The 26,780-nt window shown below is 59.8% G+C and carries 24 protein-coding genes and 1 pseudogene; 16 read left to right on the top strand and 9 right to left on the bottom strand.

The window, feature by feature from the left end:
- The first annotated feature begins 75 nt into the window (after positions 1-75).
- From PspS34_RS17010 to katG, 3 genes are all read left to right on the top strand, one after another.
- Positions 76-2,133 carry a carbon starvation CstA family protein gene (locus tag PspS34_RS17010; RefSeq protein ID WP_150814372.1) on the top strand — a complete coding sequence of 686 codons (2,058 nt, stop codon included), beginning with the start codon at positions 76-78 and terminating at the stop codon, positions 2,131-2,133.
- Between the two features lie 2 nt (positions 2,134-2,135).
- Positions 2,136-2,333, top strand: coding sequence for a YbdD/YjiX family protein (locus PspS34_RS17005; RefSeq protein ID WP_007976534.1), 198 nt, complete (start codon positions 2,136-2,138; stop codon positions 2,331-2,333).
- A gap of 314 nt (positions 2,334-2,647) precedes the next feature.
- Positions 2,648-4,861 (top strand): catalase/peroxidase HPI, encoded by a 2,214-nt coding sequence (gene katG, locus PspS34_RS17000; protein ID WP_154862041.1) that lies wholly within the window; start codon positions 2,648-2,650, stop codon positions 4,859-4,861.
- A gap of 408 nt (positions 4,862-5,269) precedes the next feature.
- Here katG and alr read toward each other — a convergent pair whose 3' ends face one another.
- Positions 5,270-6,499 (bottom strand): alanine racemase, encoded by a 1,230-nt coding sequence (gene alr, locus PspS34_RS16995; RefSeq protein WP_154862040.1) that lies wholly within the window; start codon positions 6,497-6,499, stop codon positions 5,270-5,272.
- A 343-nt stretch (positions 6,500-6,842) separates the two neighbouring features.
- On the opposite strand from alr, the gene PspS34_RS16990 reads away from it, so the two are divergent.
- Positions 6,843-7,076, top strand: coding sequence for a hypothetical protein (locus tag PspS34_RS16990; RefSeq protein ID WP_154862039.1), 234 nt, complete (start codon positions 6,843-6,845; stop codon positions 7,074-7,076).
- Complete coding sequence (locus PspS34_RS16985; protein WP_154862038.1) at positions 7,060-7,251, top strand: hypothetical protein; 192 nt, start codon at positions 7,060-7,062, stop codon at positions 7,249-7,251. Before PspS34_RS16990 ends, PspS34_RS16985 begins: the two co-directional genes overlap by 17 nt.
- 47 nt (positions 7,252-7,298) lie before the next feature.
- Here the strand turns inward: PspS34_RS16985 and PspS34_RS16980 are convergent, their stop codons facing one another.
- Both PspS34_RS16980 and PspS34_RS16975 read right to left on the bottom strand, forming a co-directional pair.
- Complete coding sequence (locus PspS34_RS16980; RefSeq protein WP_154862037.1) at positions 7,299-7,712, bottom strand: DoxX family protein; 414 nt, start codon at positions 7,710-7,712, stop codon at positions 7,299-7,301.
- A gap of 270 nt (positions 7,713-7,982) precedes the next feature.
- A complete protein-coding gene (locus PspS34_RS16975; protein WP_154862036.1) occupies positions 7,983-8,615 on the bottom strand; it encodes an isochorismatase family cysteine hydrolase in 633 nt (210 codons plus the stop codon).
- Between the two features lie 99 nt (positions 8,616-8,714).
- Between PspS34_RS16975 and PspS34_RS16970 the strand changes: the two genes are divergently transcribed.
- Together PspS34_RS16970 and PspS34_RS16965 are read left to right on the top strand one after the other, a co-directional pair.
- Positions 8,715-9,230 carry a helix-turn-helix domain-containing protein gene (locus PspS34_RS16970; RefSeq protein ID WP_154862035.1) on the top strand — a complete coding sequence of 172 codons (516 nt, stop codon included), beginning with the start codon at positions 8,715-8,717 and terminating at the stop codon, positions 9,228-9,230.
- Between the two features lie 183 nt (positions 9,231-9,413).
- A complete protein-coding gene (locus PspS34_RS16965; RefSeq protein WP_154862034.1) occupies positions 9,414-9,866 on the top strand; it encodes a cupin domain-containing protein in 453 nt (150 codons plus the stop codon).
- A gap of 97 nt (positions 9,867-9,963) precedes the next feature.
- Here the strand turns inward: PspS34_RS16965 and PspS34_RS16960 are convergent, their stop codons facing one another.
- Positions 9,964-10,383, bottom strand: coding sequence for an organic hydroperoxide resistance protein (locus PspS34_RS16960; protein WP_154862033.1), 420 nt, complete (start codon positions 10,381-10,383; stop codon positions 9,964-9,966).
- A gap of 232 nt (positions 10,384-10,615) precedes the next feature.
- Positions 10,616-11,500 (bottom strand): LysR family transcriptional regulator, encoded by an 885-nt coding sequence (locus tag PspS34_RS16955; RefSeq protein WP_159390212.1) that lies wholly within the window; start codon positions 11,498-11,500, stop codon positions 10,616-10,618.
- Positions 11,501-11,777: 277 nt separating this feature from the next.
- Between PspS34_RS16955 and PspS34_RS16950 the strand changes: the two genes are divergently transcribed.
- The 6 genes from PspS34_RS16950 (at position 11,778) to PspS34_RS28650 (ending at position 18,727) form a co-directional block, all read left to right on the top strand.
- Positions 11,778-13,220, top strand: a complete 1,443-nt coding sequence (locus PspS34_RS16950) for an MFS transporter (protein WP_154862031.1) — start codon at positions 11,778-11,780, stop codon at positions 13,218-13,220.
- A gap of 116 nt (positions 13,221-13,336) precedes the next feature.
- On the top strand, positions 13,337-15,340 hold the full coding sequence (locus tag PspS34_RS28825) for an aminotransferase class I/II-fold pyridoxal phosphate-dependent enzyme (protein ID WP_154862030.1): 2,004 nt from the start codon (positions 13,337-13,339) through the stop codon (positions 15,338-15,340).
- 27 nt (positions 15,341-15,367) lie between these two features.
- Positions 15,368-16,150 (top strand): transporter substrate-binding domain-containing protein, encoded by a 783-nt coding sequence (locus PspS34_RS16940; RefSeq protein WP_090456270.1) that lies wholly within the window; start codon positions 15,368-15,370, stop codon positions 16,148-16,150.
- Positions 16,151-16,305: 155 nt separating this feature from the next.
- Complete coding sequence (locus PspS34_RS16935; RefSeq protein WP_150814382.1) at positions 16,306-17,019, top strand: ABC transporter permease subunit; 714 nt, start codon at positions 16,306-16,308, stop codon at positions 17,017-17,019.
- Positions 17,020-17,024: 5 nt separating this feature from the next.
- Positions 17,025-17,723 (top strand): ABC transporter permease subunit, encoded by a 699-nt coding sequence (locus PspS34_RS16930; RefSeq protein WP_150814383.1) that lies wholly within the window; start codon positions 17,025-17,027, stop codon positions 17,721-17,723.
- Positions 17,723-18,727, top strand: a complete 1,005-nt coding sequence (locus PspS34_RS28650) for a DMT family transporter (RefSeq protein WP_154862029.1) — start codon at positions 17,723-17,725, stop codon at positions 18,725-18,727. Before PspS34_RS16930 ends, PspS34_RS28650 begins: the two co-directional genes overlap by 1 nt.
- Here the strand turns inward: PspS34_RS28650 and PspS34_RS16920 are convergent.
- A pseudogene (locus tag PspS34_RS16920) lies at positions 18,683-19,168 on the bottom strand (TetR family transcriptional regulator C-terminal domain-containing protein); the annotation flags it as partial. The gene PspS34_RS28650 and the pseudogene PspS34_RS16920 sit on opposite strands and share 45 nt — an antisense overlap.
- A gap of 167 nt (positions 19,169-19,335) precedes the next feature.
- On the opposite strand from PspS34_RS16920, the gene PspS34_RS16915 reads away from it, so the two are divergent.
- Complete coding sequence (locus PspS34_RS16915; RefSeq protein WP_154862027.1) at positions 19,336-20,352, top strand: succinylglutamate desuccinylase/aspartoacylase family protein; 1,017 nt, start codon at positions 19,336-19,338, stop codon at positions 20,350-20,352.
- 196 nt (positions 20,353-20,548) lie between these two features.
- On the opposite strand, the gene PspS34_RS16910 is transcribed toward PspS34_RS16915, so the two are convergent.
- Positions 20,549-20,917, bottom strand: a complete 369-nt coding sequence (locus tag PspS34_RS16910; protein ID WP_154862026.1) for a type 1 fimbrial protein — start codon at positions 20,915-20,917, stop codon at positions 20,549-20,551.
- Between the two features lie 263 nt (positions 20,918-21,180).
- Between PspS34_RS16910 and PspS34_RS16905 the strand changes: the two genes are divergently transcribed.
- Positions 21,181-21,642, top strand: coding sequence for a hypothetical protein (locus PspS34_RS16905; protein ID WP_154862025.1), 462 nt, complete (start codon positions 21,181-21,183; stop codon positions 21,640-21,642).
- Between the two features lie 363 nt (positions 21,643-22,005).
- Positions 22,006-24,141 carry a calcium-binding protein gene (locus PspS34_RS16900; protein WP_154862024.1) on the top strand — a complete coding sequence of 712 codons (2,136 nt, stop codon included), beginning with the start codon at positions 22,006-22,008 and terminating at the stop codon, positions 24,139-24,141.
- 297 nt (positions 24,142-24,438) lie between these two features.
- On the opposite strand, the gene PspS34_RS16895 is transcribed toward PspS34_RS16900, so the two are convergent.
- Positions 24,439-25,539, bottom strand: coding sequence for a polyamine ABC transporter substrate-binding protein (locus tag PspS34_RS16895; RefSeq protein WP_154862023.1), 1,101 nt, complete (start codon positions 25,537-25,539; stop codon positions 24,439-24,441).
- Between the two features lie 130 nt (positions 25,540-25,669).
- A complete protein-coding gene (locus PspS34_RS16890; protein ID WP_154862075.1) occupies positions 25,670-26,485 on the bottom strand; it encodes a carbon-nitrogen hydrolase family protein in 816 nt (271 codons plus the stop codon).
- Positions 26,486-26,780 lie beyond the last annotated feature (295 nt).

Raw genomic sequence — 26,780 nt, 5'->3', positions numbered from 1 at the left:
TGGGCCAGCTCCGCACTGCGGACACAATTATAAAAATTACCGCCGCAGTCACTGGCTGTCGGCAGGAGACACGCTATGCCCCGTCTGGCTAAACACCTCGCCTGGTTTGCCGTGGCTGTCCTGGGAGCGATTGCGCTGAGTGTCGTGGCCCTGCGCCGCGGCGAAGCGATCAACGCCCTGTGGATCGTAGTCGCAGCCGTCGCCATCTACCTCGTTGCCTACCGCTACTACAGCCTGTTCATCGCCAACAAAGTGATGCAACTCGACCCCAATCGAGCCACTCCGGCTGTGCTCAATAACGATGGTCTGGACTACGTGCCGACCAACAAACATGTCCTGTTCGGTCACCACTTCGCGGCCATTGCCGGTGCAGGTCCGCTGGTCGGCCCGGTGTTGGCGGCGCAGATGGGCTACCTGCCCGGCACGCTGTGGCTGATCGCCGGCGTAGTGCTGGCCGGTGCGGTGCAGGACTTCATGGTCCTGTTCATGTCCACCCGCCGCAACGGTCGTTCCCTGGGCGACATGGTCCGTGAGGAAATGGGCCGCATCCCCGGCACCATCGCGCTGTTCGGCTGCTTCCTGATCATGGTCATCATCCTCGCGGTGCTGGCGCTGATCGTGGTGAAGGCCCTGGCCGAAAGCCCTTGGGGCATTTTCACGGTGATGGCGACCATTCCGATCGCGATGTTCATGGGCATCTACATGCGCTACATCCGCCCGGGTCGCATTGGTGAAATCTCGGTGATCGGCGTGCTGTTGCTGCTGGGCTCGATCTGGCTCGGCGGGCAGATTGCCGCGGATCCGGTGTGGGCCAAAGCCTTTACCTTTACCGGTATCCAGATCACCTGGATGCTGATCGGTTACGGTTTTGTCGCGGCGGTACTGCCGGTGTGGCTGATCCTGGCACCCCGTGACTATCTCTCCACCTTCCTGAAAATCGGCACCATCGTCGCCCTGGCCATCGGCATCCTGGTGACCATGCCCGAGCTGAGAATGCCGGCCCTGACCCAGTTCGTCGACGGCACCGGTCCGGTTTGGAAGGGCGGTCTGTTCCCGTTCCTGTTCATCACCATCGCCTGTGGCGCGGTCTCCGGTTTCCACTCGCTGATTGCTTCCGGCACCACGCCCAAGCTGCTCGCCAGTGAGGGGCATGCCCGTTACATCGGTTACGGCGGCATGCTGATGGAGTCGTTCGTGGCGATCATGGCCATGGTCGCGGCTTCGGTCATCGATCCGGGTGTGTACTTCGCCATGAACAGCCCGGCCGCCGTAGTCGGTGCCGATGCGGTCGCGGTTGCACAAACCGTCAGCAGCTGGGGCTTTGCCATTACCCCGGAAGCCCTGCAAGCGGTCGCCCATGACATCGGTGAAACCACCATCCTGGCCCGTGCCGGCGGCGCGCCGACCCTGGCGGTCGGGATCGCGCAGATCCTGCACCAGCTTCTGCCAGGTGAAAACACCATGGCGTTCTGGTACCACTTCGCGATCCTGTTCGAAGCGCTGTTCATCCTCACCGCAGTCGACGCCGGTACCCGTGCCGGTCGCTTCATGCTCCAGGACTTGCTCGGCTCTTTCGTGCCGGCGCTCAAACGCACCGAATCCTGGACCGCCAACCTGGTGGCCACCGCCGGTTGCGTGGCCATGTGGGGTTATCTGCTGTACCAGGGCGTGATCGATCCACTGGGTGGCATCAACACCCTGTGGCCGCTGTTCGGTATCTCCAACCAGATGCTGGCCGGTATCGCGCTGATGCTCGGCACCGTGGTGCTGATCAAGATGAAGCGCCAGCGTTATGTGTGGGTGACCTTGCTGCCGGCCGTATGGCTGCTGATCTGCACCACGACAGCGGGCTTCATCAAGCTGTTCGACGCCAACCCGGCGATCGGCTTCCTGGCCCTGGCGAAGAAGTACAGCGATGCGCTGGCCAATGGTCAGGTGCTGGCCCCGGCCAAGAGCATCGACCAGATGCAGCATGTGATCTTCAACGCCTACACCAACGCGACCCTGACTGCGCTGTTCCTGTTCGTGGTGTTCAGCATCCTGTTCTTTGCGCTCAAGGTCGGCATCGCTGCCTGGGGCACCAAGGAACGCACGGATAAAGAAGCGCCATATCAAGCGCTGCCGGATGCCTGATCATGTTCAATGACCTGAGTCGCCTCGGTAAATACCTCGGTCAGGCCGCGCGCCTGATGGTCGGCATGCCCGACTACGACAACTACGTCGAGCATATGCAGACCAAGCACCCGGACAAACCGGTGATGGACTACGAGGCGTTCTTCCGCGAGCGCCAGGAGGCCCGTTACGGCAGTAAAGCCGGACCGAAGTGCTGTTGAGTGACATAAAAAAACCGGCTGAAAGGCCGGTTTTTTATTGAATACAGGAATGCCCTGATGACAACGTCCTTGCAGCCAATGCTGCTCATCCACTGTGCAACTCGTTACTGATTTGAACTGTTTATCAGCTATCTCCAAAGATGAAGCGACAGTTTCCCCGACCGGGACTTTAATGGAGGGTCTGGAGCGACTGATCGCGGGGCTGTCATAGCCTCAAGGCTATGGATCCCATACCGAAAAGCTATTTCATCAATCGGTGATCCGGAGCCACGCTCAAAGGTGGTTAGCTGAAAACAAAATCAAGAGGAGATGCCATGTCAACTGAATCGAAATGCCCGTTCAATCACGCCGCTGGCGGTGGCACGACGAACCGCGACTGGTGGCCGAACCAACTGAACCTGAAGATCTTGAGTCAACACTCGCCCAAGTCTGACCCGCTGGGAGGCGACTTCAACTACGCCGAAGCCTTCAAGAGCCTGGACTTCCAGGCGCTGAAAAACGACCTGACTGCGCTGATGACCGATTCCCAGGATTGGTGGCCAGCGGACTTCGGTCACTATGGGCCTTTCTTTATCCGCATGTCCTGGCACGCCGCAGGCACCTATCGCACCGGTGACGGTCGGGGTGGTGCCGGTTCCGGCCAGCAACGTTTTGCGCCGCTCAACAGCTGGCCGGACAACGTCAGCCTCGACAAGGCCCGTCGGCTGCTCTGGCCGGTCAAGCAAAAGTACGGCAACAAAATCTCCTGGGCCGACCTGATCGTCCTCGCCGGCAACGTCGCACTGGAATCCATGGGCTTCAAGACCTTTGGTTTTTCCGCTGGCCGCCCCGATGTCTGGGAACCGGACGAAGACGTCTACTGGGGGGCTGAAGGCAAGTGGCTGGGTGGCGACGTGCGTTATGGCAAGGATGCCGGGCAAAATCCCGTAGAGCGCACTCTGGAAACCCCCCTCGCAGCCGTGCAGATGGGCCTGATCTACGTAAACCCGGAGGGCCCTGAAGGCAACTCCGATCCGGTTTCCGCCGGGATAGATATCCGTGAAACCTTTGCGCGCATGGCAATGAACGATGAGGAAACCGTCGCGCTGATCGCGGGCGGTCACGCCTTCGGCAAAACCCACGGTGCAGGTCCCGTCGATCATGTCGGACCTGAGCCCGAAGCCGCCGGCCTCGAACTGCAGGGCCTGGGCTGGAAGAGCACGTTCGGTACCGGTAAAGGTGGCGACACCATCTCCAGCGGCCTGGAAGTCACCTGGACCACCACGCCAACCCAGTGGAGCAACAACTACCTGGAGAACCTGTTCGGTTACGAATGGGAACTGACCAAGAGCCCGGCGGGGGCAAACCAGTGGAAGCCGAAAAACGGCGCGGGTGCCGGCACCATTCCGGATGCACACGATCCGTCCAGACGGCGCGATCCGACCATGCTGACCACGGACCTGTCGCTACGCTTCGACCCGATCTATGAACCGATTTCGCGGCGCTTCCTGGCCAATCCAGACCAGTTGGCCGACGCCTTCGCCCGTGCCTGGTACAAGCTGATTCACCGTGACATGGGTCCGCTCTCACGCTACTTCGGCCCGGAAATGCCGAACGAAGAACTGCTGTGGCAAGACCCGATCCCTGCCGTCGATCATCCGCTGGTCAATGACAGTGACGTGGCGGGCCTGAAAAGCAAGGTGCTGGCGTCCGGCCTGTCGGTCTCGCAGCTTGTATCTACAGCTTGGGCGGCGGCTTCCAGCTTCCGTGGCTCCGACAAGCGCGGCGGTGCCAACGGCGGGCGTCTGCGCCTGGCACCGCAAAAGTCCTGGGAGGCCAACCAGCCAGAGCAACTGGCCAATGTGCTGGCCAAACTCGAAGGCATCCAGAACGAGTTCAATAGCGCGCAAACCGATGGCAAGAAAATCTCCCTGGCCGACCTGATCGTGCTCGCCGGTGGCGCGGGTGTCGAACAGGCTGCGAAAAACGCCGGCCACAGTGTGACGGTGCCGTTCAGCCCGGGACGCATGGACGCCAGCCAGGAACAGACCGATGTCGAGTCCTTCGGATTCCTTGAACCGATTGCCGACGGCTTCCGTAATTACCTGAAGCAACAGTACCGGGTGCCGGCCGAAAAATTGCTGATCGACAAGGCACAACTGCTGACGCTCAGTGCGCCGGAAATGACGGTATTGCTGGGTGGCTTGCGCGGGTTGGACATCAATGTCGGCCAGAGCAAACACGGTGTGTTCACCACGCGTCCGGAAGCCTTGACCAACGACTTCTTCACCAACCTGCTGGATATGGGCGTGGAGTGGAAGCCCGTGTCGGATGCCCAGCAAGAGTATGAAGGACGTGATCGCAAAACCGGTGCAGTGAAGTGGACGGGCACCCGGGTTGACCTGGTCTTTGGTTCCAATGCGCAGTTGCGTGCGCTGGCTGAAGTCTATGCCTGCGCCGATGCGCAGCAGAAGTTCGTCAAGGACTTCGTCGCTGCGTGGACCAAAGTGATGAATTTAGACCGGTTCGACTTAAACCGCACTGTCTAGAGGGGATGTTGTCATAACGCTGGTTGTTGATGTTTGGTGGGCTGGCATGGGTAGTTTTAATGTGGTTCCTGCAAGCTATGATCGATACACACACTCAACACAAAAACCCGGCCACCGTGCCGGGTTTTTGTTGCCCGTTCATCTGCTCGAATGCACCCTGCAATCCACACAGCTTCAAACCAATACGACTTGCACTGTGACAAGACGCCCGGTGGGATCGATCGGCGAGCCAAGTAAGTCGCGACACGTTTCGCGAATCGTAAGCGTCTGGCCAAGGCATGATGGTCACCTTCCGACAAGAGAAAGCGAGCTCTCTCCTGTCGGTCCCTTTCATACATTGGAGCTTGTCAGCGCTTGGCAAAGCTGTGCCCGAATGATCGCGCCCTGTGATTTACGATAATGACGGGATTACTTCTCGACCAGTATTTTCGGGTTGGCACTGCCCCAGACGGTATAGAGGTCGGCCAGTAGCGCACCGTTGATCTCTTCGACTTCAGCCTGGCTGACCTCGCTTGCGCCTTGTTTGCCAAACAGCACTACTTCATCATCCGCCTTGACGTCGGGTGCATCCGTGACATCGACCATCACGGTGTTCATCGAAACCTTGCCTACCACCGGCACGCGATGACCATTGATCAACACCACGCCTTTATTGGTGAACACACGGCGATAGCCATCGGAGTAACCGACCGTGATATTGGCCAGTTTCGAATCACGTGTCAGTGTGAAGGTGCGGTCGTAACCCACTGTGTTTCCAGCGGGATAGTTATTGACCGAGGCGACATGCGATTTGAACTGCATCACGCGCCGATATTCAGTGCGCGAAATGACGGTATCGCCAAACAATGCGCCGCCCGTGCGCACCATGTCCAGGCGCGATTCGGGTACTTCCAGGGTGGCGAAGGAGTTGGCCGCGTGCAGGGTGATTTTCTTGCGATCGAGCTGGGCCACGTCCATCAGCCAGGCCGCTTGTTCGTTGAAGGTTGCCAGGCCCTTGCGTACATCGTCCTTATCTTCCACGGCGAAGTGGGTCATGATTGCGACCACTTCCAGATTCGGTACCTTTGTGATTGCCACGGCGTCTTTCTTGCCCTGTTCGGTGGCCATTTCCACGCCGTTACGGCTCATGCCGCTTGAGTTGAGACCGATGTGCACCTGCAGTTTGCGACCGTGTTTATGTGCAAGATCGGCCGCCTGGCGGGCGAAATCGAGGTTGCCAACCAGTTCCTCGACGTTGTACTGCAGAGCATTTTCCAGCTCCCCCAGGGAGGCGGTGCGAACACGGATTAACTGGCCTTTAAAACCGCTTTCGCGAACCACTCGCGCCTCTTCGTTACTGGCGACCGCTACACACGGTACACCCAGCGCGATCACTGAAGGCATCACCAATCCGATACCATGACCATAAGCGTCGGCTTTCAGTACCGCACAGAGTTTCGACTTGCCGGCCAGCTCGGCTTGCAGGGTACGGATATTGTGTTCTAACGCGGTCTTATTGATTTCTATCCAGGCATTACTGATTTGCGCAGTCAGCTCGGAGTTACCGTTAGCGAGTGACAGCGGCGGCGCCGCCTGGGCATTGCTCTGTAAAAAAACCAGGCCGAGGGACAACGCTAGAACAGTACGGGTAAAGGGCATTTGAAACTCTCCATGTAATCGGTCTTTTTATTATTCCGGTGCCGATTATTGGAAGGCGATGTAAGTTGCCGTTGTACGCCGGGTTCGAAGATGTAAAAACATGTAAGGAATTTGTTCGCGCTCAGCTTGGCCCTAAGCGATGGCATCAGGAAGGTTTGTTGCCAGAACGGTTACCGCACAACAGAAATTCATGTCGCGACATTGGAGAGGGCACGACCAACGCCACTCGCCTGCACGGGCACGCTCAGGTGCAGACCAACATCATGGTGAAGTGAACTGTTCAATGCTGTGGATTCATCTGTCTGCACCAGCTACTTTGAGATTTCACGCAAGGAGTTCGGACATGGCAGATAAATATGTTGGAAAAATAGTTGGGGTTGGCACAGATAACCAGGAATACGTGATTAACATCTATCAGGACGAGACCGTTGAGCGCTCACCAACTGGCATGGTTCGACATGAAGGTCTGAAGCATTTCGAAATGCAATTTGGTGGTGCCGTGAATAAAATTTCCGAAACTGAGTACGAGATTGTCGCTACGGGAGTTAGGGTCACTGTGCATGATGGTGAAAGCTAAGAGGCTCGGCCTCTCATGCCTGACGGTGAAAGAGTTCGGCTTCAGCATTGCCTGGTCATTCGCAACGGCTGGCTTCATCGGCGTGCTCGGCGTAGAGCAGGCTCGTCAGCTTGGCAAGCGCTGGGCTGAGCGAAAGGCAGACGAGATCCAGTTCGCGACACGTTTCGCGAATTAGCAAATTGTGTCGCGGATACCGGGAAGGCTCGAGTGCTATTCGCGAAGCTATCTGCCATCAATCGAATACTTGCCAGGACCAGTAATGCCCAGCAGCAGCAAGCCGCCCATGATACTGAGGTTCTTGAAATATTGGGTCATGTTGGCCGCGCGCTCTGGGTCAACCATAGTCCAAAAGTGATGTCCGATTAGAGCAGTACCGAGTACGAACAAGACGTAGAGAAATGCGAGTGGGCGGGTGTAGAAACCCACGACTATCGCTATAGCGACAAAGAACTCCATGACGACCGCAATCCCCGCAGCGACCATGGGCATGGGCACGCCGAGAGAGCTCATGTAAGTAGCGGTACCGTCAAAGTTGGTCAGTTTGCCCCAGCCGGAAATGATGAAAAGGATCATCAGAAGGATGCGCGCGAGCAGGATGATCTCGTTTCTCTGATTCTCGAACAGGTTGTATCTCATGACTACCTTCCTTTTGTGATGGGCAGTTTTATATTAGCTGCCGCCTGGAAGTTCGCCCGGGCACGACAACGCACTCTCTTCTGGTAGGACTCTGAAGGATTCCCATGACAACCAAGCAACCCGACTGGGAGGCAATTGAACGTGCCTACCGGGCCGGATTGCTTTCCACCCGTGAGATCGCATCTGCCTAGGGCATCACCCACGGTGCAATCAATAAGCGCGCCAAGCGTGATGGGTGGGAGCGAGACCTCAAGGTGCCGGTCAACAGCATCACTCACCTGCCTGTGCCAGCGCGGCAACCAGTTCATCGGTGGTCAGGATGGCGTGAGCGAAGGTCGGACCGTTCAGCTCATGGGCAGAATGCATCATCTCCGGCTTGAAGGCCGCGGTCGCATCCCGCACCAGGGTGACGTGATAGCCGAGTTCCTGAGCGTAACGGGCGGTTGCCTCGATGCAGGTATTGGCCAGCAGGCCGACGATGATCACGTGGGTGATGCCCTTTTGCTTGAGGCGAAAATCGAGGTCTGTATTGGCAAAACCGCTGGAGCCCCAATGTTCCTGCACGACGATGTCACCGTCCTTCGGCGCGAAGTCGGGGTGCCATTCGCCGCCCCATTCACCCCGTGCGAAGTGATGCATATGCATGACCTTGCACTGGGTGGGGCTTGGGTGATCCCAGTTTTCGTAGTCGCCTTTTTCCCAGCGGCGGTGCGGTACGATGACCACCGGGATGTTGAGCGCGCGAATGGTGCGATCAAGCGTGCGCAGGTTGTCGAGCAGGCCGACTTGCTTGGCCATCGGCTCGATCAAGGGGTAGATCTTTCCGCCCTCCGACAGAAAGTCGTTGTAGGGGTCGACCAACAGATAGGCAGTCCGGTCAAGAGGGTAGGTGGCGTTGGGCATGACGGTTCTCCGCAAAACAATCCGTGGATGGTGAAGTGTAGTTGCTCAGGAATTACGTTGATATGATAATCATAGCAACTAGGAAAGAGGCAATGCCGCATGTCGGTGAAAACAACCGTTTCTGAAACCCTGTGTCCGATTTCCCGGGCCGAATCCGTTGTGGGCGACCGCTGGACGGTGCTGGTGCTGCGGGAGTTGTTCATGGGCAGCCATCGCTTTGATGACATCCAGGCGCAGACCGGCGGTACGCCGCAAATGGTCGCGGCGCGCTTGAAGAGCATGGAGGCCGACGGGCTCGTAGAGCGCCGCGCTTATAGTGAGCGGCCAAAACGCTACGAATATCACCTCACGGAAAAAGGCGACGCGTTCTACTCGGTGGTCCTGGCGTTGCGGGCCTGGGGTGAAACCTGGTGCAAGTCGCCCGAGGAAGGCCTGGCGGTGGTCTATACCCACCGCAGTTGCGGCGAGCCGGCCGGGCTCGGACCGATGTGCGCCCATTGCGGGCAGCCCTTGCGCCGCGCGGACCTGATCAGTGAGCCGAGTGCCGCCTATGTCGCCGAACGCAGCGCCCGGCGCGACGCTTTCAAGGGCAGTCGCGGGGCGGCGGGGGAATAAGACCAACGACGTGCCCGCAGCTGCGGGTTTGTATCCGCAGGTATCCGCAACGCCCGCCGTTACCGGGGCATACAAAACCGCCGTTTCCCGACACCCGGGCGATACACGGCGGCCTTCAAATGGAACCACCGGCACCGCGTCACTTTCGGCGCGGTCTGGCGTGGTTCAATTGGAGGAAAGACAATGTTGCGTACCCACACCCGTCACACCCTCGGCAAGCTTGGTCTGGCTCTGGCCGCCGCTGGGCTCGCTACCGTAGCGAGTCTCTCTCAAGCCCAGGAAACACAGCCGGCCCCGGCGATGAAAAGCTGGCAGCAGGGCCTGCATCGCACCGACCTGGTACGCGAAGACCTGGGCGCCGCCGATCGCGAAGTCCTTCAAGTACTCGTGGACTTCGATCACGGCGTGACTTCACCCAAGCATGCTCACCCGGGCGTCGAGGTGGCACACGTGATCAGCGGCACCTTCGAGTATCAACTGGAAGGGCGGGCACCGGTGACGCTCAAGGCCGGTGATTCGCTGTACATCCCTGAAGGCGTCGCCCATGTGGCGAAGAACGTGGGTGGAGGCAAGGCCTCGGAACTGGCGACCTACATCGTGAAGAAAGGCGAACCGCTGCTGATCCTGAAGGAATAGTAGGAGCGAGCTCGCTCCTACACCTACAGCAATTGCGGTGTTCAAAAAGCCTGGCCTGACCGGTATCAAGACGTCAGGCCAGGCTTGTCCGCATCGGTCAAACCAGATTGATTTCGACGTCGATGTTGCCGCGGGTCGCTTTGGAGTACGGGCAAGTCTGATGCGCCATTTCCACCACCTTGCGTGCGATGGTCGGGTCCAGGCCCGGCAGGCTGACATTCAGACGGGCTTGAAGGAAGAAAGCGTTTTCGGACTTGCCCAGATCGATTTCGGCATCCACCGCAACGTCGTTCGGCAAGGCCACGTTCAGCGCGACGGATGCCTTGCCCATCGCCCCGATGAAACAAGCCGACCAACCCGCCGCCAGCAGCTGCTCAGGATTGGTGCCGGCACCTGAGGAGCCGGGAGGCGAAAGCTTGACGTCCAGACGTCCGTCGGTGCTGCGCGCCTGACCGTCGCGGCCGCCGGTGGTGTGGGTCTTGCCGGTGTACAGCACGGTATCGATTGCATTGATCATGGTGGTTTTTCCTGTCAGTGGGTCGCTGGAATGCTCGGAAAACCTGCGCTTTCCGATGCGCCACACTTTTTCATTTCCATGTACTGCACATATGTCCTGAACCTGGCGGATTTGTATCGCTGTGTAAGGTGGCCGAGGGGAAGTACAGTTCGATACAAACCGCTTGAATGCCTCCGACTGGGGAGGGTGTGGCGGTCAAACTTGGCGTTCCACACTCAGTTTCCCGGTGGTGTTATTGACTGCAAACCTCCCACACGCACCCGCGTAGCCAGCGATGCGCCGGGTCGGCGTCCATGCGCGGGTGCCACAGCATCGAAACCGTGATCGCCGGCGTGGCGAATGGCAGGGCAAAGCAATGCATTCCCTGGCACAGGTTGCCGACGTGCCGCTGCGGTACGCTGGCGACCAGGTCTGAAGCCCGCGCCAAAGCAATCGCCGAAGAGAAGCCAGCGACAATGGTGGCGATGTCGCGCGTCAGTCCCAGCTCATTCAAGGCGTCGTCCATGACGCCTTTTTCGTGGCCCCGACGCGAGACCAGGATGTGCCGGGCGGCGGCATAACGAACCGCTGTCATCTCGCCTCGAGCCAGTGGATGACCCTTGCGCACGACGCCAATGAACCGGTCGCGAAACAGCATCCGGGTCCGCACTTCCGGGCTGGTCGATTCGCCGATCACACCGGTTTCCAGGTCCACCGAGCCGTCGCGCAGCAGGATGCTGTCCTTGTTCAGCTTCTGCACGAAATTCAGGCGGACACCGGGTGCTTCCTGGTGGAGGCGGGCGATCAGTGGTGGTCCGAAATTTTCCACGAAGCCATCGCTGGTGCGCAGGGTGAAGGTGCGCGCCAGTTGATTGAGGTCCAGTGCCTCGGCGGGGCGCAGGACGGCTTCGGCATCCTGCACGAGTGCGCCGACGCGTTCACGCAGCTCCAGCGCCCGGGGCGTGGGAACCAGTCCGCGACCGGCCCGCACCAGCAGCGGATCACCCGTGGTTTCGCGCAACCGCGCCAGCGCCCGGCTCATGGCTGAGGGGCTCAGGCGCAAACGCTGCGCAGCGCGGGCCACGCTGCCTTCTTCGAGCAACACGTTCAGGGTGATCAGCAGATTCAGGTCTGGCATCGAATCAATTCCTGTGGGAGCGAGCCCTGTGGCGAGGGGGCTTGTCGGAACGCCGCACCGCCCCGTTTGAGTGCGTAGCACTCACAAGATCTTTGGTACATCAGAGATTTTGGGGCTGCTTCGCAACCCAACGGGGGCAAGCCCCCTCGCCACAGGGCTCGCTACCACATTTTTGAGTGTGGCGTTGTATGCACGTATAAAGTGCAAATGCTGCGTCTTCCGCCATGTTAGGTGCGGGCTTAGGCTCGAGACAACCTATTTGCGGAGTCGCGAGAAAATGAAGTCCATATCGATTCGGGGTGCCTTGGCCAGCCTGTCGTTATCCATGTTGCTGTCGTCCCTGGGCACCAGCATTGCCAACGTGGGTTTACCGACACTGGCCGCAGCGCTCTCGGCCTCCTTCCAGCAAGTGCAATGGGTGGTGCTCGCTTACCTACTGGCGATCACGGCGCTGATCGTGAGCGTCGGCCGGCTCGGCGACATCATTGGCCGTCGGCGATTGCTGCTGATCGGCATTGCGGTGTTCACCGTCGCCTCGTTCCTGTGCGCCCTGGCGGCCAGTCTGTGGTTGCTGATTGCCGCAAGGGCATTACAGGGCATCGGCGCGGCCATCATGATGGCGTTGACCATGGCGCTGGTGAGCGAGGCAGTGCCCAAGGCAAAAATGGGCAGCGCGATGGGCCTGCTCGGAACCATGTCGGCTATCGGCACGTCGCTCGGCCCGACCCTCGGCGGTTTTTTGATTGCCAATCTGGGGTGGCAGGCGATTTTTCTGGTCAATGTGCCGTTGGGTGTTTTGGCGATTGGGCTCGCGCATCGTTTTTTACCGAAAGATTGCCGTGAGAAGAGGGTGGATCGAGCGGTTTTCGATGTCCTCGGCACCCTGGTACTGGTCTTGACACTGCTGGCCTATGCGCTGGCGATGACCCTCGGGCGTGGCAGTTTTGGTCCGCTGAACACGGCACTGTTGCTGGTGGCGATGGTTGGAGCGGGCGTGTTTGTGTTCGTCGAGCGCACAGCCGAGTCACCGCTGGTTCGACTGACGATATTCCGCAACCTGCAACTGAGCGCAGGTTTCGCCATGAGCATGCTGGTGACGACCGTGGTCATGGCCACCCTGGTGGTGGGGCCGTTTTATCTCACCGGCGCACTGGCGTTGAATGCTACGAGCGTTGGCCTGGTGATGTCGGCGGGGCCGCTGGTCGCTGCACTGGCCGGGGTACCGGCGGGTCGATGGGTCGACGGATTGGGCGCACATCGATCCACCACACTCGGATTGATTGCCATGTTGACCGGCGCTTGCATCCTGCCCGCCGTGCCAACGGGCTTCGGTGCGTTCGGCTACATCGTGCCACTGGTGGTCATTACCGCCGGTTACGCGCTGTTCCAGGCGGCCAACAATACCGCCGTCATGTCGAATATTGCGACGCCGCAGCGTGGTGTGGTGTCCGGTTTGCTCGGGTTGTCGCGCAATCTTGGCTTGATCACCGGCGCTAGCGTGATGGGCGCAGTGTTCGCCTTCGGTTCGGCCAGCAACGATGTTTTGCAAGCGCAACCCGAAGCCATCGCACAGGGAATGCGGCTGACGTTCGTGGTCGCCGCCGGGCTGATCCTCGTCGCCCTGGCGATTGGCGCAGTCAGCAAAATCGTTTCACGATCGCCTGATCGCGCCGTGCTGAAAAACGGCGCGACTGTCGTGAAAACGACCTGTTTGCGCTGAACGCGAAGCCTCGCGAGTTTTCTGTTGAACGAGTGTTCAGTCTGGACTATGTTGAGGGCCACCTTCCCCCGGCTGGTTGCGGGCTTGCGTTTCTTCAATTCGAACGAGGCACTGGCATGCGGTTTTCACCCTTTGTTGAACGGATCAGTGGCCAAGGCGTTGCTGCCTGGGATATCCACTACGCGGCCAACGCTGCGCAGCGCAATGGCGAGGACGTGATCATCCTCAGCGTCGGCGACCCGGATTTCCCCACTCCCGATTTCATTACCGATGCCGCCATCCACGCCCTGCGCGAAGGGGATACCCACTACACCGAAATCGCCGGTCGCCAGGCCCTTCGCGAGGTCATTGCCGGCCGCTACAGCCAATTGATCGACCGCGAACTGCAGGCGACCAACGTCATTCTCACGGCAGGTGCGCAGAACGCCTTGTTCGCCACCTCGATGTGCCTGCTCGGTGCCGGCGACGAAGTGATTGCCTTCGATCCGATGTACGTCACCTACGAAGCGACCCTCAAGGCGTCCGGCGCCACGCTGGTGCGGGTGCCCTGTGCGGCGGACTCGGGTTTCCGCCTCGATGCCGCCGTGTTGGCCAAGGCCATTACCCCGCGCACCCGGGCGATTTTCTTCTCCAACCCGAACAACCCCACCGGCGTGGTGCTGGGTCGTGAAGAACTGCAAGCCATCGCCGACCTCGCCATTGCCCATGACCTGTGGGTGGTGGTGGACGAGGTCTACGAGAGCCTCGCCTATGAGCGTGAACACCTCAGCCTGGCAGCTTTGCCGGGCATGGCCGAGCGCTGCGTGGTGATCGGCAGCCTGTCCAAATCCCATGCCATGACCGGTTGGCGCATCGGCTGGGTCGTGGCCAATGAAGCCCTAGTCAACCATGTCGAAACCCTGGTGTTGAGCATGCTGTATGGCCTGCCCGGGTTTGTCATGGAAGCGGCGCTCAAGGCCGTGCAGTCCCATGACGAAGTCACCCACGGCATGCGCGAGATCTATCGTCGGCGCCGCGATCTGGTGGTGTCAGGCCTGGCCGATTGCCCGGGCATCAGCGTGCTCAACCCCGATGCCGGCATGTTCGTGCTGGTGGATGTGCGCGGCACCGGCTTGACCTCGCTGGAATTCGCCTGGCGCCTGCTGCGCGAAGCCGGTGTCTCGGTGCTGGATGCCGCGGCATTCGGTGAGCCGGCCCAAGGGTTTGTACGGCTGTCGTTCACCCTGAGTGACGAGCGACTGGCCCAGGCCTGCCAGCGCATTCGCGGCTTTGTCCAGGTACTCAATGGTGAAGCGCCCAGGCCGGTGATCGGCACGGTGACCAGCACCGCGACCGTCGAACCGGCCGCGGCCAGGACCATGATCGAGGTCGATGGCCTGCACAAACGCTTCGGCAATATCGAAGTGCTCAAGGGTGTTTCCCTGACCGCCCGCGAGGGCGAAGTGATCTCCCTGATCGGTGCCAGCGGCTCGGGCAAAAGTACCTTGCTGCGCTGCATCAACATGCTCGAAGTGCCGGACCAGGGACGCATCCTGGTCGATGGCGAAAGCATTCACCTTAACCAGAATCGCCCCGGCGCACCGCTGGTGTCAGATGCCAAACAGCTTGTGCGCATCCGTTCCAGCCTGGGCATGGTGTTCCAGAACTTCAACCTCTGGCCCCATCGCACGGTGCTGGAAAACCTCATCGAAGCGCCGACCCAGGTCCTGCGTGAAAGCCGTGCGGAGGCCACTGAACGGGCCGAAGCCCTGCTCGAACGCGTCGGGCTGGCGGCCAAGCGCAACGAGTACCCGGCGTTTCTCTCCGGGGGACAGCAACAACGGGTGGCCATCGCCCGGGCCCTGGCCATGCGGCCCAAGGTCATGCTGTTCGATGAACCCACCTCGGCACTCGACCCGGAACTGGTCGGGGAAGTGCTGCGGGTGATCCGCTCCCTCGCCGAAGAAGGCCGGACCATGATCCTGGTGACTCATGAAATGGCTTTCGCACGCGATGTCTCTTCCAAAGTCGCTTTTTTGCACCAAGGGCTGATCGAGGAAACCGGTTCGCCGGACGAAGTGTTCGTACACCCACGCAGCGAGCGTTGCCGACAATTCGTCAACGCTCATCAGACTCGCTAACTCATCATAAAAAGACGGGAAAACAACATGGGAAATCGACGTTTTGCAAACTGGTTGACCGGTGCGGCCTGCGTATTGCTGGCCGGCATGAGCGCGGCACAGGCACAACCGATCAGGTTCGCGGTGGCAGCCGAACCCTATCCGCCATACACCGAAAAACAGGCCAATGGTGAGTGGAAGGGCTTTGAAGTCGACCTGATCCACAAACTGTGCAGCGAAATGAAAGCCGATTGCGAGATCAAGGAAGTGGCGTGGGACGGCATCATTCCGTCGTTGCTGGCGAAGAAGATCGACGTGATCTTTTCCTCGATGTCGGTGACCGAAGAACGCGAGAAACAGATCGCCTTCAGCAAGGCCTACTACGATTCGGCGATTGCCGTCGTCGGCCCGAAAGAGGCGTCTGTGAAGAAGTACCCGGATGACCTGAAGGGCAAGATCATCGGCGTGCAGAACTCGACCGTGAGCGCCAGCTACCTGAAGACCTACTACGAAAAAATTGCCGACGTTAAGTACTACGACACCCAGGACTCGGCCAACGCCGACCTGATTGCCGGGCGCATCGACCTGATGATGGCCGACGGCACTGCCATGGCCGCATTCATCAAGACCCCGGATGCCAAGGACCTGGCCTACCTCGGCACCGTGCCTTATGACCCGATCTTCGGCAAAGGCGTGGGTGCCGGCCTGCGCAAGGACGACACCGAACTCAAGGCCAAACTGGACAAGGCCATCCAGGAACTGCTGGCGAGCAAGGACTACGACGACCTCTCCCAGAGCTACTTCGGCACCAGCGTGAAGCCTGCGTTCTGACGGCTGGTTAAACGCAGACCCCCTGTGGGAGCGGGCTTGCTCGCGAAGACGGCATCACATTCAGCAATGATGTCGACTGACACACCGCCTTCGCGAGCAAGCCCGCTCCCACATGGGTTAAGTGGCGCTATTGAGGTCACTGACTGGAGAACGAAATGCCAGCAATGTTCGATCTGATCAATTTCACTGAGCAGGGATGGGGCAGTGCGCTGTTGAAGGGGCTCTGGATGACCCTGCAGATTTCCGCCGGGGCCTTTGTCCTCGGGCTGGCTATCGGACTGGTAGTGGCGTGTCTCAAGCTCGGCGCGCCGAAGCCGATTGCAGCGCTGATGCGCGGCTACACCACGTTGTTCCGGGCGGTTCCGGAATTGCTGTTGATTCTGCTGCTGTACTACGTCGGCTCCATGCTCCTCAATTCGCTGATGACCCGGCTCGGCTACGGTGTAGTCAATGTCAGCGGCCCGCTGGCGGCCATCGTGGTGCTTGGGCTGGTGCAGGGCGCCTACGCCTCGGAGATTTTTCGCGCGGCGATCCAGGCGATTCCCTTCGGCCAGATCGAAGCGGCCAAGGCGTTCGGCCTGAGTGGTTTTGGGCTGTTCCGTCGAGTCACGCTGCCGATCATGGCGCCGTATGCGATGGCCGGGATGGCCAACCTGTGGATCAACCTGATCAAGGACAGTGCGCTGATCAGCGTGGTCGGCACCAACGAGTTGCTGTACACCGCCAAGCAAGGCGCGGGGTCGACGCGCCACTATCTGTTGTTCTACCTCACGGCTGCCGCGTTGTATTACGCGGTGACGCTGGCGTCGAACTATCTGTCGGGTCGGCTTGAGCGACGTATTCGTCGCTGGATGCCTTTGGCTGAGTGAATGAAATGATTCCAGCGTGGATAGTCGAATACGCGGCACTGTTGGGCCGGGGGCTGCAAACCACCCTCGTCATTCTGTTGGTATCGAGTGTGTTCGGTTACCTGCTGGCGGTGCTGGTGGCGCTGGCACGGATCTCGAAAAACAAGGTGATCGCCAAGGTCAGCCTGTTCTACACCAGCGTGACGCGCGGCACGCCGTTGCTGATCCAGATCTACATCTACTACTACGGGCTGGGCAGCCTGTTTGCCCAGTTCCCGCTGATTCGTGGCAGCTTTCTCTGGCCGTACCTGCGTGATGGCTACTGGTACATCGTGTTCGCCCTGGTGGTGTCGATGGGGGCCTATGTCGGCGAAGTGATTCGCGGTGGCCTGCTGGCGGTGCCCAAGGGTGAAATGGAAGCCGCGTCGGCCTTCGGCATGACCGCGCGCCAGTCGTTGTTGCGAGTGCGCTTGCCCCGAGCCCTGCGCCTGCTGTTACCAACCCTGGCCGGGGAAACCGTGATGCTGCTCAAGTCCACGGCACTGGCCTCGACCATCGCCGTGATCGACCTGCTCGGCGCCGCCAACGTGGTCCGCGCGCAGACCCTGCAGGTGTACGAACCCTTGTTGCTGGTGGCCGCCGTCTACGTCTGCCTGACGTTCCTGATCGAAGCGCTGTTTGCCTTTGCCGAACGGCGCGGGACGCCCGTGCGCAGGTCAGTCTGATGAGTTCGCCAACGGTTGACCGTTCGCTGCAGGGCATTGGCCTGTGCACCCTGGGCTACGCGTTCCTGGCCTTGCAGGACGCGGTCATCAAATGGCTGGTGGCCGACTATTCGGTGGTGACCATCCTGTTCTGGCGCAGCCTGGTGGTGGTCGCCGCGGTATTGTTGGCGGGGCGCCTGCGCCTGATCCAGCGGGCGTGGCGTTCACCGAGCCGGCGCTTGCTGGTGGTGCGCGGTTTGCTGTCGATCGTCGCCTGGGTGCTGTACTACACGGCGGCCCGGGACCTGACCCTGGCCGAGATGACCACCCTGTATTTTTCCGCGCCGATCATGGTCACGGTGCTGGCGGCGGTGATCCTCAAGGAGCGCGCCAGCGGTTGGCAGTGGTTCAGCCTGATCATCGGTTTTGTCGGGGTGGTCATTGCCTGTCGCCCCGACAACATGACCGATCCGTTGCCGATCGTCCTGACCCTGCTGGCGGCGATGTGCTGGGCGTTCACCTATATCCAGTTGCGTCAGGTGGATGAGCAGACCTCAGTGCTGGAGCAGATGCTGATCACCAACGTGGTGTTCGTGATTTGCATGGCGGTTGCCCTGCCGTGGACCCACACGCCATCACCGACGCCCGCCTGGCTGGGCATGCTCGGCGCCGGCCTGGTGGGCGGCATCGGCCAGTTCCTGTTGTTCGCCAGTTTCCGCCGCGCCACCGCCACCTTGCTTGCGCCGTTCGAATACACCGGGCTGATCTGGGCGTTTGCGCTGTCGAGCCTGGTCTGGGGCACGCTGATGGACATGTCGCTGATGATCGGCGCCGGGCTGATCGCCGTCAGTGGCACCCTGGCGATGATCTTCGGCCGGCATTCTTCACAGGATGTCGTCGGTGCTGAATGCTCCGTGACGCAGCCCCTTTATCCAGCAACGGCAGATGTGGAGTCCGTTGGCGGCGCTGAAGGTCTCGGGGTTCAGGCACCACTCGAGCCAGAGACCGTCGAGCATCGCCGATAAGCCGATGGCGGCCAGGCGCGTGTCGTGAATCACGAAGCCTTCGCTGGCGGCCAGCCCGTCGAGCAACTGACGGATCAGGTCGAGGTAGGCGCGGTAACTTTTTTCGTGGGACTGGCTGACGTGTTCGGAGTGACGGATCAGGCTCCAGAACACCACCCACACGCCGAGCAGTTGCGGGTCCATGACCCGGGGCGAGAACGAGCCTTCCAGGAAGGCATCGATCTTTTGCGCGGGTGTCTGGGCCTGCTCGATTTCCTGGAGCAGGGCGGTGGTCAGTTCGTTCGCGAGCCGTTGATAGGTGTCGGCGATCAGTGCCTCGATGCTGCCGAAATGGTGGTTGAGCAACCCCACGGACACGCCGGCTTCGGTGGCAATGCGCCGTACGGAAATCCCGGCGTGACCGTCGCGGCCCAGGCAACGCAGAGTGGCGGCCACCAGCATTTCGCGACGGTCATCGGGTTCGGCGCGGCGGTTTTTCGGGGCATCGGTTGTCACAGGGGTGTCCTTGGGTGAGGTTCCACGATTCCGAGCTTAGTTGAACGTCTGTTCAATCACCAGCTACAGCAGCGATACCATGTTTTTCAGCATTCATGACGGGAGGAAAGCCAATGCCGCAGGATATTTCGTTCAGTGTTCGCAACAACAATGGCGATGCCGTGCGGGTCGGTGCCTGGCGTTATGCAGGCGACGGCAGCGGGCCAAACGTGCACCTGCAAGCCGGCGTACACGCCGATGAAATCGCCGGGATGCTGGTCCTGCACCTGCTGATGCAACGACTGCACACCGCCGAAACCCAGGGCCGGCTCAAAGGCAACATCACCGTGGTGCCGCAGGCCAATCCGCTGGGCATCGGGCAGTTTCGCCAGGGGCGGATCCTTGGCCGTTATCACGACGCCACCGGGCATAACTTCAATCGCTCGTTCGACCAGTCGGCGGCCATGGCGCGACCTTCGACCTGCGTTCAGCAATGGCAAAAGAAACTGGTGCAACTGGCCGCCACGGCCGATGTGATGCTTGACCTGCACACCGATGACGAGGCGCTACCGTACCTGTACGTGCACCGCAGTTTCTGGCCCCGTGGCCGCGAACTGGCGGCGGCGATGAAGATGGACGTGGCGATCATCTGGGATGACGGCGGCGATGGCTCCTTCGAGGAAACCATCATTGCCCCGTGGATACGCGACGGAGTCACAGCGGGGCGGATGGCTGCGACCCTGGAGCTGCGCGGGCAGGGCGATGTCAGCGACCGTTTTGCCGAACAGGATGCCGCAGGGCTGTACAACTGGCTGTGCGGTTGCGGTGTCATCGATGAGTCAGTGGCGCCTGCAGAATGGCCCGTCGAAGCCGTGGAAATGGGCCACATGGAAACCATCCTCGCCCCGCAACCCGGGGTGCTGATCTTCGAAAAAGAGCTGGGGGATTTCGTCGAAGAGGGGCAGCGCTTTGCACGGATTCTCAGGACCCCGGGCGACCCATCTTCCGAAGTGGTACTGCACGCCGAGCAAGCGGGGCGCCTGGTGACGCGCTATCGCGACCGACTGATACCCCAGGGCATGGGGGTGGCGAAATTCACCGGCAGCCGGGTGTCGCGCAACTGGAGCGGCGGGTTGCTGGACCCGAACTAAGCCTCACCTTCGCAATTGTAGGGTCATGACATTTGTGGCGAGGGGGCTTGCCCCCGTTGGGCTGCGAAGCGGCCCCCGCTTTTCTTCAGTCAGATAGTGCAGGCAGGTTTTGCGACGGCTTCGCCGCCGAGCGGGGGCAAGCCCCCTCGCCACAGGTTCAGTGTAAGTCTCAGCCAACATCGGCCCGGCTCAGTTGTCAGGGAATGCTGAGGGTAATCAGGTAGCTCCCCGAGCGGACAGGGGAGCCTGCATCATCCACCAACACATACTGCTGATCGAAATAGCGACCTTCCCGACCACTGTCAGCGAGCAGTTTGACGTTGACGCTGGATTGACCGACTGCGACCACATTGGCGGTTGGCGCGATGGTGTTTGCTTCAATCCCCATCGCGCGACTCTGGGCCGGGCATTGGTAAAGTCCGAATGTGCCGTGCGTACCCACGCGTGACTGACAGCCCGGCTCCACAATGCTGCCTTGAAACCTGATGGTGCCCGGCGCCGCCAGGCACGCACCACTGAGTGCGAACAAAAGACTCAATCCCGCTGCTATACGTTTGCCGTTCATGCTTAACGCTCCTTGAGTTGTAAGGTCTAGGTCGTCAATGAACTCTAGAAGCTTGAGGCTTTTGTTGTATCGCCGTGTATCAGGGCGCCACATCTTCGTACAGCCATACAAAACCAGCGCTTTACGGATACAGCCGGGATACACCACCGGGGCCAAATAGACCTGCCAAAGCGAGAGGCACAACGCAGCTCGCAATCAGGTTTATCAACCCTTGTGGCACGACCAATAGTGGTCCAGCCGCGCAAATGATCCGGAGTATCAACATGTCTCGTATCCAGTCGAACAAAACCCGTATTGGCCTGCTCGCTGTTGCACTGGTCGGCGGTATCAACTTCGCGTCCACTGCGTTTTCCGCTGAAGCCTTGCCTCAGGGCTATCAACTGGCTTCCGCGGAGAAGACCAGCGAAGGCAAGTGTGGCGAAGGCAAGTGCGGTGCCAGCGAAGCCGGCGCGCAAAAGACCCAGGCCGAGGGCAAGTGCGGTGAAGGCAAGTGCGGCGATGCTTCGTTCGCGCGCACCGATACCGATGATGACGGTCGCGTGTCGCTCAAGGAACTGCTGGCGGTGGCGCCCAAGGGCACTGAGGAATTCAAGGCGATGGACACCAACGGTGATGGTTTCCTGTCCGAAGGTGAGGTGTACAAGTTCCGCACCAACCAGTACATCTCCAATGGCAAGAAAGTACCGACCGAGTTGTTCACCAAGTTGAGCCAGGCTAAAGACTGATCGGCCGCAAACAAAAAACCCTTCCTGTGTTGAATCGCAGGAAGGGTTTTTTTGCGTGGGCAGTACTGTATGGGAGAACTTTGTGAAAGTTCACTCAAGGAAGACTTATGTGTTTCTCAATATTTCATTACTTCAGCGGGCAATGACCGCTTTTCAACCCCTCCTGCCCTGGAACTCTGGAGCTAGCCATGTGGCAGGGTGGAGGGTTGGCGAATGCTACAGGGCTCATCAACACGCGGCTGCATTCGCGATAAACGGTCAGGTCAAAGTGGCGCACTTGCGATCCCTTGGAGTTGTCTAACTAGCCTCAACCCGCTGTAACGCAGTTCACGCTTACCATCTCCATCAACGGAGGGTAGAACCATGGCTACTATCCCTGGCACCCTGGGTGATGACTTTCTGCTCGGCACCGAGGAAGACGACCAAATAACCGGCCTGGCCGGCAACGACAGCGTGTTTGCCCTTGGCGGCAACGACAATGTCGACGGCGGTGACGGCAACGATGACCTCTTCGGCGACCTCGGCAACGACACACTTCTCGGAGGCAACGACAACGACACTCTCGACGGCGGATCAGGCGCCGATATCCTCACCGGCGGTGCCGGCATCGACAGCTACTTCTGGACCGTGGAAACCGGTAACGAGTCCAGCTCCCTGAGCCAGGACCGCGTCACCGACTTCGAAGGTGCAGGTCAGGTCGGCGGCGACATCCTGCGGCTCTCCAGCTTCCCCAACCGCCTGGTCTTCCAGGGCGTCCGCAACGACGTACCCACGGTGGGAACCAGCCTCGGTTTCGGCAATAACGGCTTCACCGAAGTCTTCTTCGCCCTCGGTGCCGCCAGCACCCTGCTGTTCGCCGACTCCAACGACAACGGCATCTTCGACGCCACTGACTTCGCTGTGCAGCTGGACGGCGTCCACAACCTGGACAGGAGCGACTTCGGCACCACCGCCTTCGTCCTGCGCGGCACTGAAGGCGGCGACGTGATCAATGGCACCAACGATCCCGACACCATCTTCGGCCTGGGCGGCGGCGATGTGATCAACGGCAATGGCGGCAACGACATCATCAATGGCGGCGACGGTAACGATACTCTGAACGGTGACGCGGGCATCGACCGGATCTCCGGCGGCACCGGCAATGACATTATCAATGGTGGCGCCGACCGCGACCTTCTGACCGGCAATGAGGGCAACGACATCATCAACGGTGGCGCCGGCAACGACACCACCCTGTCCGGCGGCGCTGGCAACGACGTCGTCAATGGCGGCGAAGGCAACGACACCCTCGACGGCGACGACGGCAACGACGTCCTCAATGGCGGCGTGGGCAACGACGACTTCTTCGGCGGCGACGGCAATGACCAGATCTTCGGCGAAGACGGCAACGACGAACTGTTCGCCGGCCCCGGCAACGACATGCTCAATGGCGGCGCCGGCAACGATCTGATCATGGGTGAAGGTGGCCAGGACAGTCTCACCGGTGGCGCCGGCGACGACGAATTCGAGTTCTTCACCGGCTTCAACCCCAGCTCGCCCTTCGCCACCTTCGACACCCTGGTCGACTTCCAGGGCGCTGGCGTAGTGGGCGGCGACACCCTGGAACTCAACAATGAGTTCTTCTTCCGCGGCCAGGTCAATGTCAATCCGCAACTGGGCGCCGTACTGGTGGGCGGTGGCAACGGCGTGACCGACCTGTTCTACAGCCTGCGCCCTGGCAACACCTGGCTGATCGCCGACGAAAACGACGACGGTGTGCTCGACAGCCTCGACTTCACCCTGCGCCTGCAGGGCACGCACAACCTGACGGCGGGCGACTTCGGTCGTAACACGAGCCTCGTCACCGCTGGCACCGAGGGGAATGATGTGCTCACCGGCACCGATGGCGACGATCGCATCTTCGGCCTGGGCGGTAATGACCAGATCTTCGGCCTGGAAGGAGCCGACTTCCTCGACGGCGGCAGCGGTGACGACGTCATCGATAGCGGCCTGGGCTTCGACGAGCTGCTCGGCGGTTCCGGCAACGACACCCTGATCGTCCAGGAATTCGCCAATGCCAGTGGCGGCGATGGCGACGACCAGCTGTTTGGGGGCGACGACCCCTTCGGCTTCCAGTCCAACCTCGACGGTGACGCCGGCAACGACACCCTGACCGCGGGCGCCAGCGGCGCCGTCATGGAAGGCGGCGTAGGCGCCGACGTATTGGTGGGCAGCAGTGTCGACGACTTCATGGTCGGTGACGTCTTCTTCGAGCCGAGCCTCGGTGCGGACAAGTTCCAGTTCGGTGCGGTGTGGGGAGCGGACACCATCTTCGACTTCGAGGACGGCACTGACCTGATCGACCTGAGCAATAGCGGTTTCACCTTCGCGAGTCTCGATATTGGAGAACAGTTCGGTGAGGCATTCATTACCGTCACTGGCCAGCCGGATGTGGGAAGCATCACCTTGACCGGCGTCCCACAGGCCGCGATCACCGAGGCGGACTTCGCCTTTACCTGAGTGATCGGCGCATGCTCACGCCGGGGATGGCGTGAGCATGCCGAGTCGCTCGCGTCTGGACCTGGGGCCTGGCTGGAGCTTTGTGGTGGCAGTGAAACCAGAAGGGGAAAGGGGACAGGGGAAAGGGGACCGGGAAAGGGGACTCCGGACCGGGAAAGGGGACTGATCTATTTTTTTATTCCGAATGTCGGGTCGATTTCAGCCGGTCGAGGAAGGCAGAAGTCGGCCATAAGCAGTCACTGTGGATCTCCAGGGCAGTGCGAGCAATGGCCCCTAATCGTCCTTCTGCAGGTACGATCAACTGCCAGTCCTGATCTTGCTCCAGAGACGGGTACGTACACGCTCCATTTTCAGCGATATCGGCTCCAGCGGGAACAGAGTATCCAAAACCTGCTTCGACGGATAAACGTCAGGGTTATTGCGAATATTCTCCTCGACCAGCGCGGTGGCGTCCTTGTTGGCGTTCGGATATGCCAAATAGTTGGAGGACTTAGCGATGACCTCAGGGCGAAGCATGTAATTGATGAAGGCCATTCCCTCCGCTGGATTCGGGGAATCGTTAAGCAGCACAAGGTTTTCCACCCAAACCGGGGCACCTTCGCGAGGAATGCTATAGATGATCTTGCGACCGTTGCCAGCAAGTCTGGAACTCTCTTGTGCCCCGAAAACTCCGCCAGCCCAGCCGAGCACAACACAGACGTCGCCATTGGCCAAGTCAGCGCTGAATTTAGATGAGTCGAAGTAACGGATGTACGGGCGCAGCTTCAGCAACAGCGCCTCAGCTTTGCGGAAGTCCTCAGGATTCTGACTGTTATAAGGCAGCCCAAGGTAATGCAGTACTATCGGAAAAATCTCGCCCGGTGCGTCCAGCATGGCCACGCCGCATTGGCTTAACTTGGCGAGGTTCTCCTCCTTTAAAATCAGGTCCCATGAATTGACCGGAGCATCCAGACCAAGAATCGACTTGACCTTGTTCGCATCATAACCAATCCCGGTGGTAGCCCACATATACGGAACGGCGTATCGATTGCCTGGATCGTTAGCTTGCAACTTGGCAAGGATATCCGGGTTGAGATGGTGATAATTGGACAATTGCGCCCGGTCTATTTCCTTGAGGACACCGGCCTTTATCAGGTTTGGCAATAGCCCATCGGTAGCAATTACCACGTCATAGCCGCTGCGGCCGGCCATGAGTTTACTTTGCATGACATCGGCGTTATCGAATGAGTCATACGTCGCTTTGATGCCGGTTTCTTCGTGAAAATTTTTCGTCGCATCCGGTGCGATAAAGTCGTACCAGCTGTAGATATTCATCTTGGGCTCAGAAGCCTCAGTACAGAGGATGCTTGTACTCAACAGTGAGGCAAGGACTAGCTGTAAACCGACTTTCGGGTTCATCTGGAGACTCCGGAGCGGTAGCGCTGTTTAAAAAAAAACAGCGCTGCGCCTGCTGATTGTTAGATTTATATGGCAGGGCCGACATCGGCAAGATCAATAACGTATTACGGGGGAAAAGAATTCGAGCGACTCAAGGAATCAGCAGCTCGCGACGACCGTCCGTATGCTCAAGTTGCTCACCTGTCAGATGCAGGCGACGGTCGTTGAGATAGTCGTAATCCCGACGGGAATCCTTGAGCTGGTCAAGATCAAGCGTGACCACCTGCTGACACTCCTCGCGGCCGGCCTCAAACATTATTTGTCCGAGCGGATTGACCACTGCGCTGCCCCCTGCAAACACCAGGCCGTCATCTCCTTCTCCCACCCGATTCACCATGACAGCAAACGCTTGGTTTTCCTGGGCGCGAGCCATGATTGCCGTGCGATGGACCGGGCCGTAGGGATCCATGTTGCCGTTAGTGACCAGTATCAACTCGGCGCCGAGCTGCCCAAGGGCACGGGCACTTTCCGGGAGTTCGATGTCGTAGCAAATCAGGATGCCTACACGCAGGCCCTTCCACAGTGCCGTGACATAGCGGTCACCCGGCTGGAACAGACCACGCTCCGATGGCCACAGGTGGGTCTTGCGGTAGCGCAAGGCGATACCTTCGGGAGTCACCAGCACTGAGGTGTTGTAAAAGATGCCGCCATCATTCTCCGCAATGCCGACGACGACCGAGACATTACGCTTGCGCACCAGCTGCTCGATGGCCTGCAAGGTGGGGCCATCCAAGGGTTCGGCAACACTCGCCAATTGCTCGGCATCGACAAATCCCGTCAGGTGGGTTTCCGGGAAAATCAACAGATCCGTGTCAGCCGCGCAGGTAGCGATGGCCTCCAAGGTACGCCCGAGGTTGTGAACGACATCGCCGTCACGGCCAGCCAGTTGCACCAATTCAATCTTCATCTCTGTTCCTTGCACAGTTAAGTAAGGGCCCAACCCGCCAGGGCTGGCCAGAGTATGGAGCGCGGTAGAGCGACATGTAATTACCCCCCAGGGGTAACCACAAATGAGTAGTGACGTGAAAGCGACATTGCAGGATAGGGTCGGAATTAAGTGAGCGCCCGTTAATCCAGACGGGGGACCGCCCCAGTTTCTGATTGACTCAGTCGCCCTGATGGACTCTACGTCCACATTAGGAATGGCAGCTCTGGGTCGGCTGCCACCCTTCGCGACAGGCAGCAAACGGCCGATTCTGTTG

Source organism: Pseudomonas sp. S34 (assembly GCF_009866745.1).
Lineage (GTDB): Bacteria > Pseudomonadota > Gammaproteobacteria > Pseudomonadales > Pseudomonadaceae > Aquipseudomonas > Aquipseudomonas jessenii.
Note: the sequence above shows the minus strand (reverse complement) of the source record. Positions and strands in the feature narration are given on the sequence as shown.

Excerpts from the sequence above, each read along its gene's own strand:
- PspS34_RS16890 (WP_154862075.1), bottom strand. The coding sequence starts at position 26,485 with ATGAAGATTGAATTGGTGCAACTGGCTGGCCGTGACGGCGATGTCGTT.
- PspS34_RS16960 (WP_154862033.1), bottom strand. The coding sequence starts at position 10,383 with ATGATCAATGCAATCGATACCGTGCTGTACACCGGCAAGACCCACACC.
- PspS34_RS16905 (WP_154862025.1), top strand. The coding sequence starts at position 21,181 with ATGTCTCGTATCCAGTCGAACAAAACCCGTATTGGCCTGCTCGCTGTT.
- PspS34_RS16980 (WP_154862037.1), bottom strand. The coding sequence starts at position 7,712 with ATGAGATACAACCTGTTCGAGAATCAGAGAAACGAGATCATCCTGCTC.
- alr (WP_154862040.1), bottom strand. The coding sequence starts at position 6,499 with ATGCCCTTTACCCGTACTGTTCTAGCGTTGTCCCTCGGCCTGGTTTTT.
- PspS34_RS16950 (WP_154862031.1), top strand. The coding sequence starts at position 11,778 with ATGAAGTCCATATCGATTCGGGGTGCCTTGGCCAGCCTGTCGTTATCC.
- PspS34_RS16955 (WP_159390212.1), bottom strand. The coding sequence starts at position 11,500 with ATGCCAGACCTGAATCTGCTGATCACCCTGAACGTGTTGCTCGAAGAA.
- PspS34_RS28825 (WP_154862030.1), top strand. The coding sequence starts at position 13,337 with ATGCGGTTTTCACCCTTTGTTGAACGGATCAGTGGCCAAGGCGTTGCT.
- PspS34_RS16930 (WP_150814383.1), top strand. The coding sequence starts at position 17,025 with ATGATTCCAGCGTGGATAGTCGAATACGCGGCACTGTTGGGCCGGGGG.
- PspS34_RS16935 (WP_150814382.1), top strand. The coding sequence starts at position 16,306 with ATGCCAGCAATGTTCGATCTGATCAATTTCACTGAGCAGGGATGGGGC.
- PspS34_RS17010 (WP_150814372.1), top strand. The coding sequence starts at position 76 with ATGCCCCGTCTGGCTAAACACCTCGCCTGGTTTGCCGTGGCTGTCCTG.
- PspS34_RS16900 (WP_154862024.1), top strand. The coding sequence starts at position 22,006 with ATGGCTACTATCCCTGGCACCCTGGGTGATGACTTTCTGCTCGGCACC.
- PspS34_RS16965 (WP_154862034.1), top strand. The coding sequence starts at position 9,414 with ATGTTGCGTACCCACACCCGTCACACCCTCGGCAAGCTTGGTCTGGCT.
- PspS34_RS16915 (WP_154862027.1), top strand. The coding sequence starts at position 19,336 with ATGCCGCAGGATATTTCGTTCAGTGTTCGCAACAACAATGGCGATGCC.
- PspS34_RS17005 (WP_007976534.1), top strand. The coding sequence starts at position 2,136 with ATGTTCAATGACCTGAGTCGCCTCGGTAAATACCTCGGTCAGGCCGCG.
- PspS34_RS16975 (WP_154862036.1), bottom strand. The coding sequence starts at position 8,615 with ATGCCCAACGCCACCTACCCTCTTGACCGGACTGCCTATCTGTTGGTC.
- katG (WP_154862041.1), top strand. The coding sequence starts at position 2,648 with ATGTCAACTGAATCGAAATGCCCGTTCAATCACGCCGCTGGCGGTGGC.
- PspS34_RS16910 (WP_154862026.1), bottom strand. The coding sequence starts at position 20,917 with ATGAACGGCAAACGTATAGCAGCGGGATTGAGTCTTTTGTTCGCACTC.
- PspS34_RS16990 (WP_154862039.1), top strand. The coding sequence starts at position 6,843 with ATGGCAGATAAATATGTTGGAAAAATAGTTGGGGTTGGCACAGATAAC.
- PspS34_RS16970 (WP_154862035.1), top strand. The coding sequence starts at position 8,715 with ATGTCGGTGAAAACAACCGTTTCTGAAACCCTGTGTCCGATTTCCCGG.
- PspS34_RS16940 (WP_090456270.1), top strand. The coding sequence starts at position 15,368 with ATGGGAAATCGACGTTTTGCAAACTGGTTGACCGGTGCGGCCTGCGTA.
- PspS34_RS16895 (WP_154862023.1), bottom strand. The coding sequence starts at position 25,539 with ATGAACCCGAAAGTCGGTTTACAGCTAGTCCTTGCCTCACTGTTGAGT.
- PspS34_RS28650 (WP_154862029.1), top strand. The coding sequence starts at position 17,723 with ATGAGTTCGCCAACGGTTGACCGTTCGCTGCAGGGCATTGGCCTGTGC.
- PspS34_RS16985 (WP_154862038.1), top strand. The coding sequence starts at position 7,060 with ATGATGGTGAAAGCTAAGAGGCTCGGCCTCTCATGCCTGACGGTGAAA.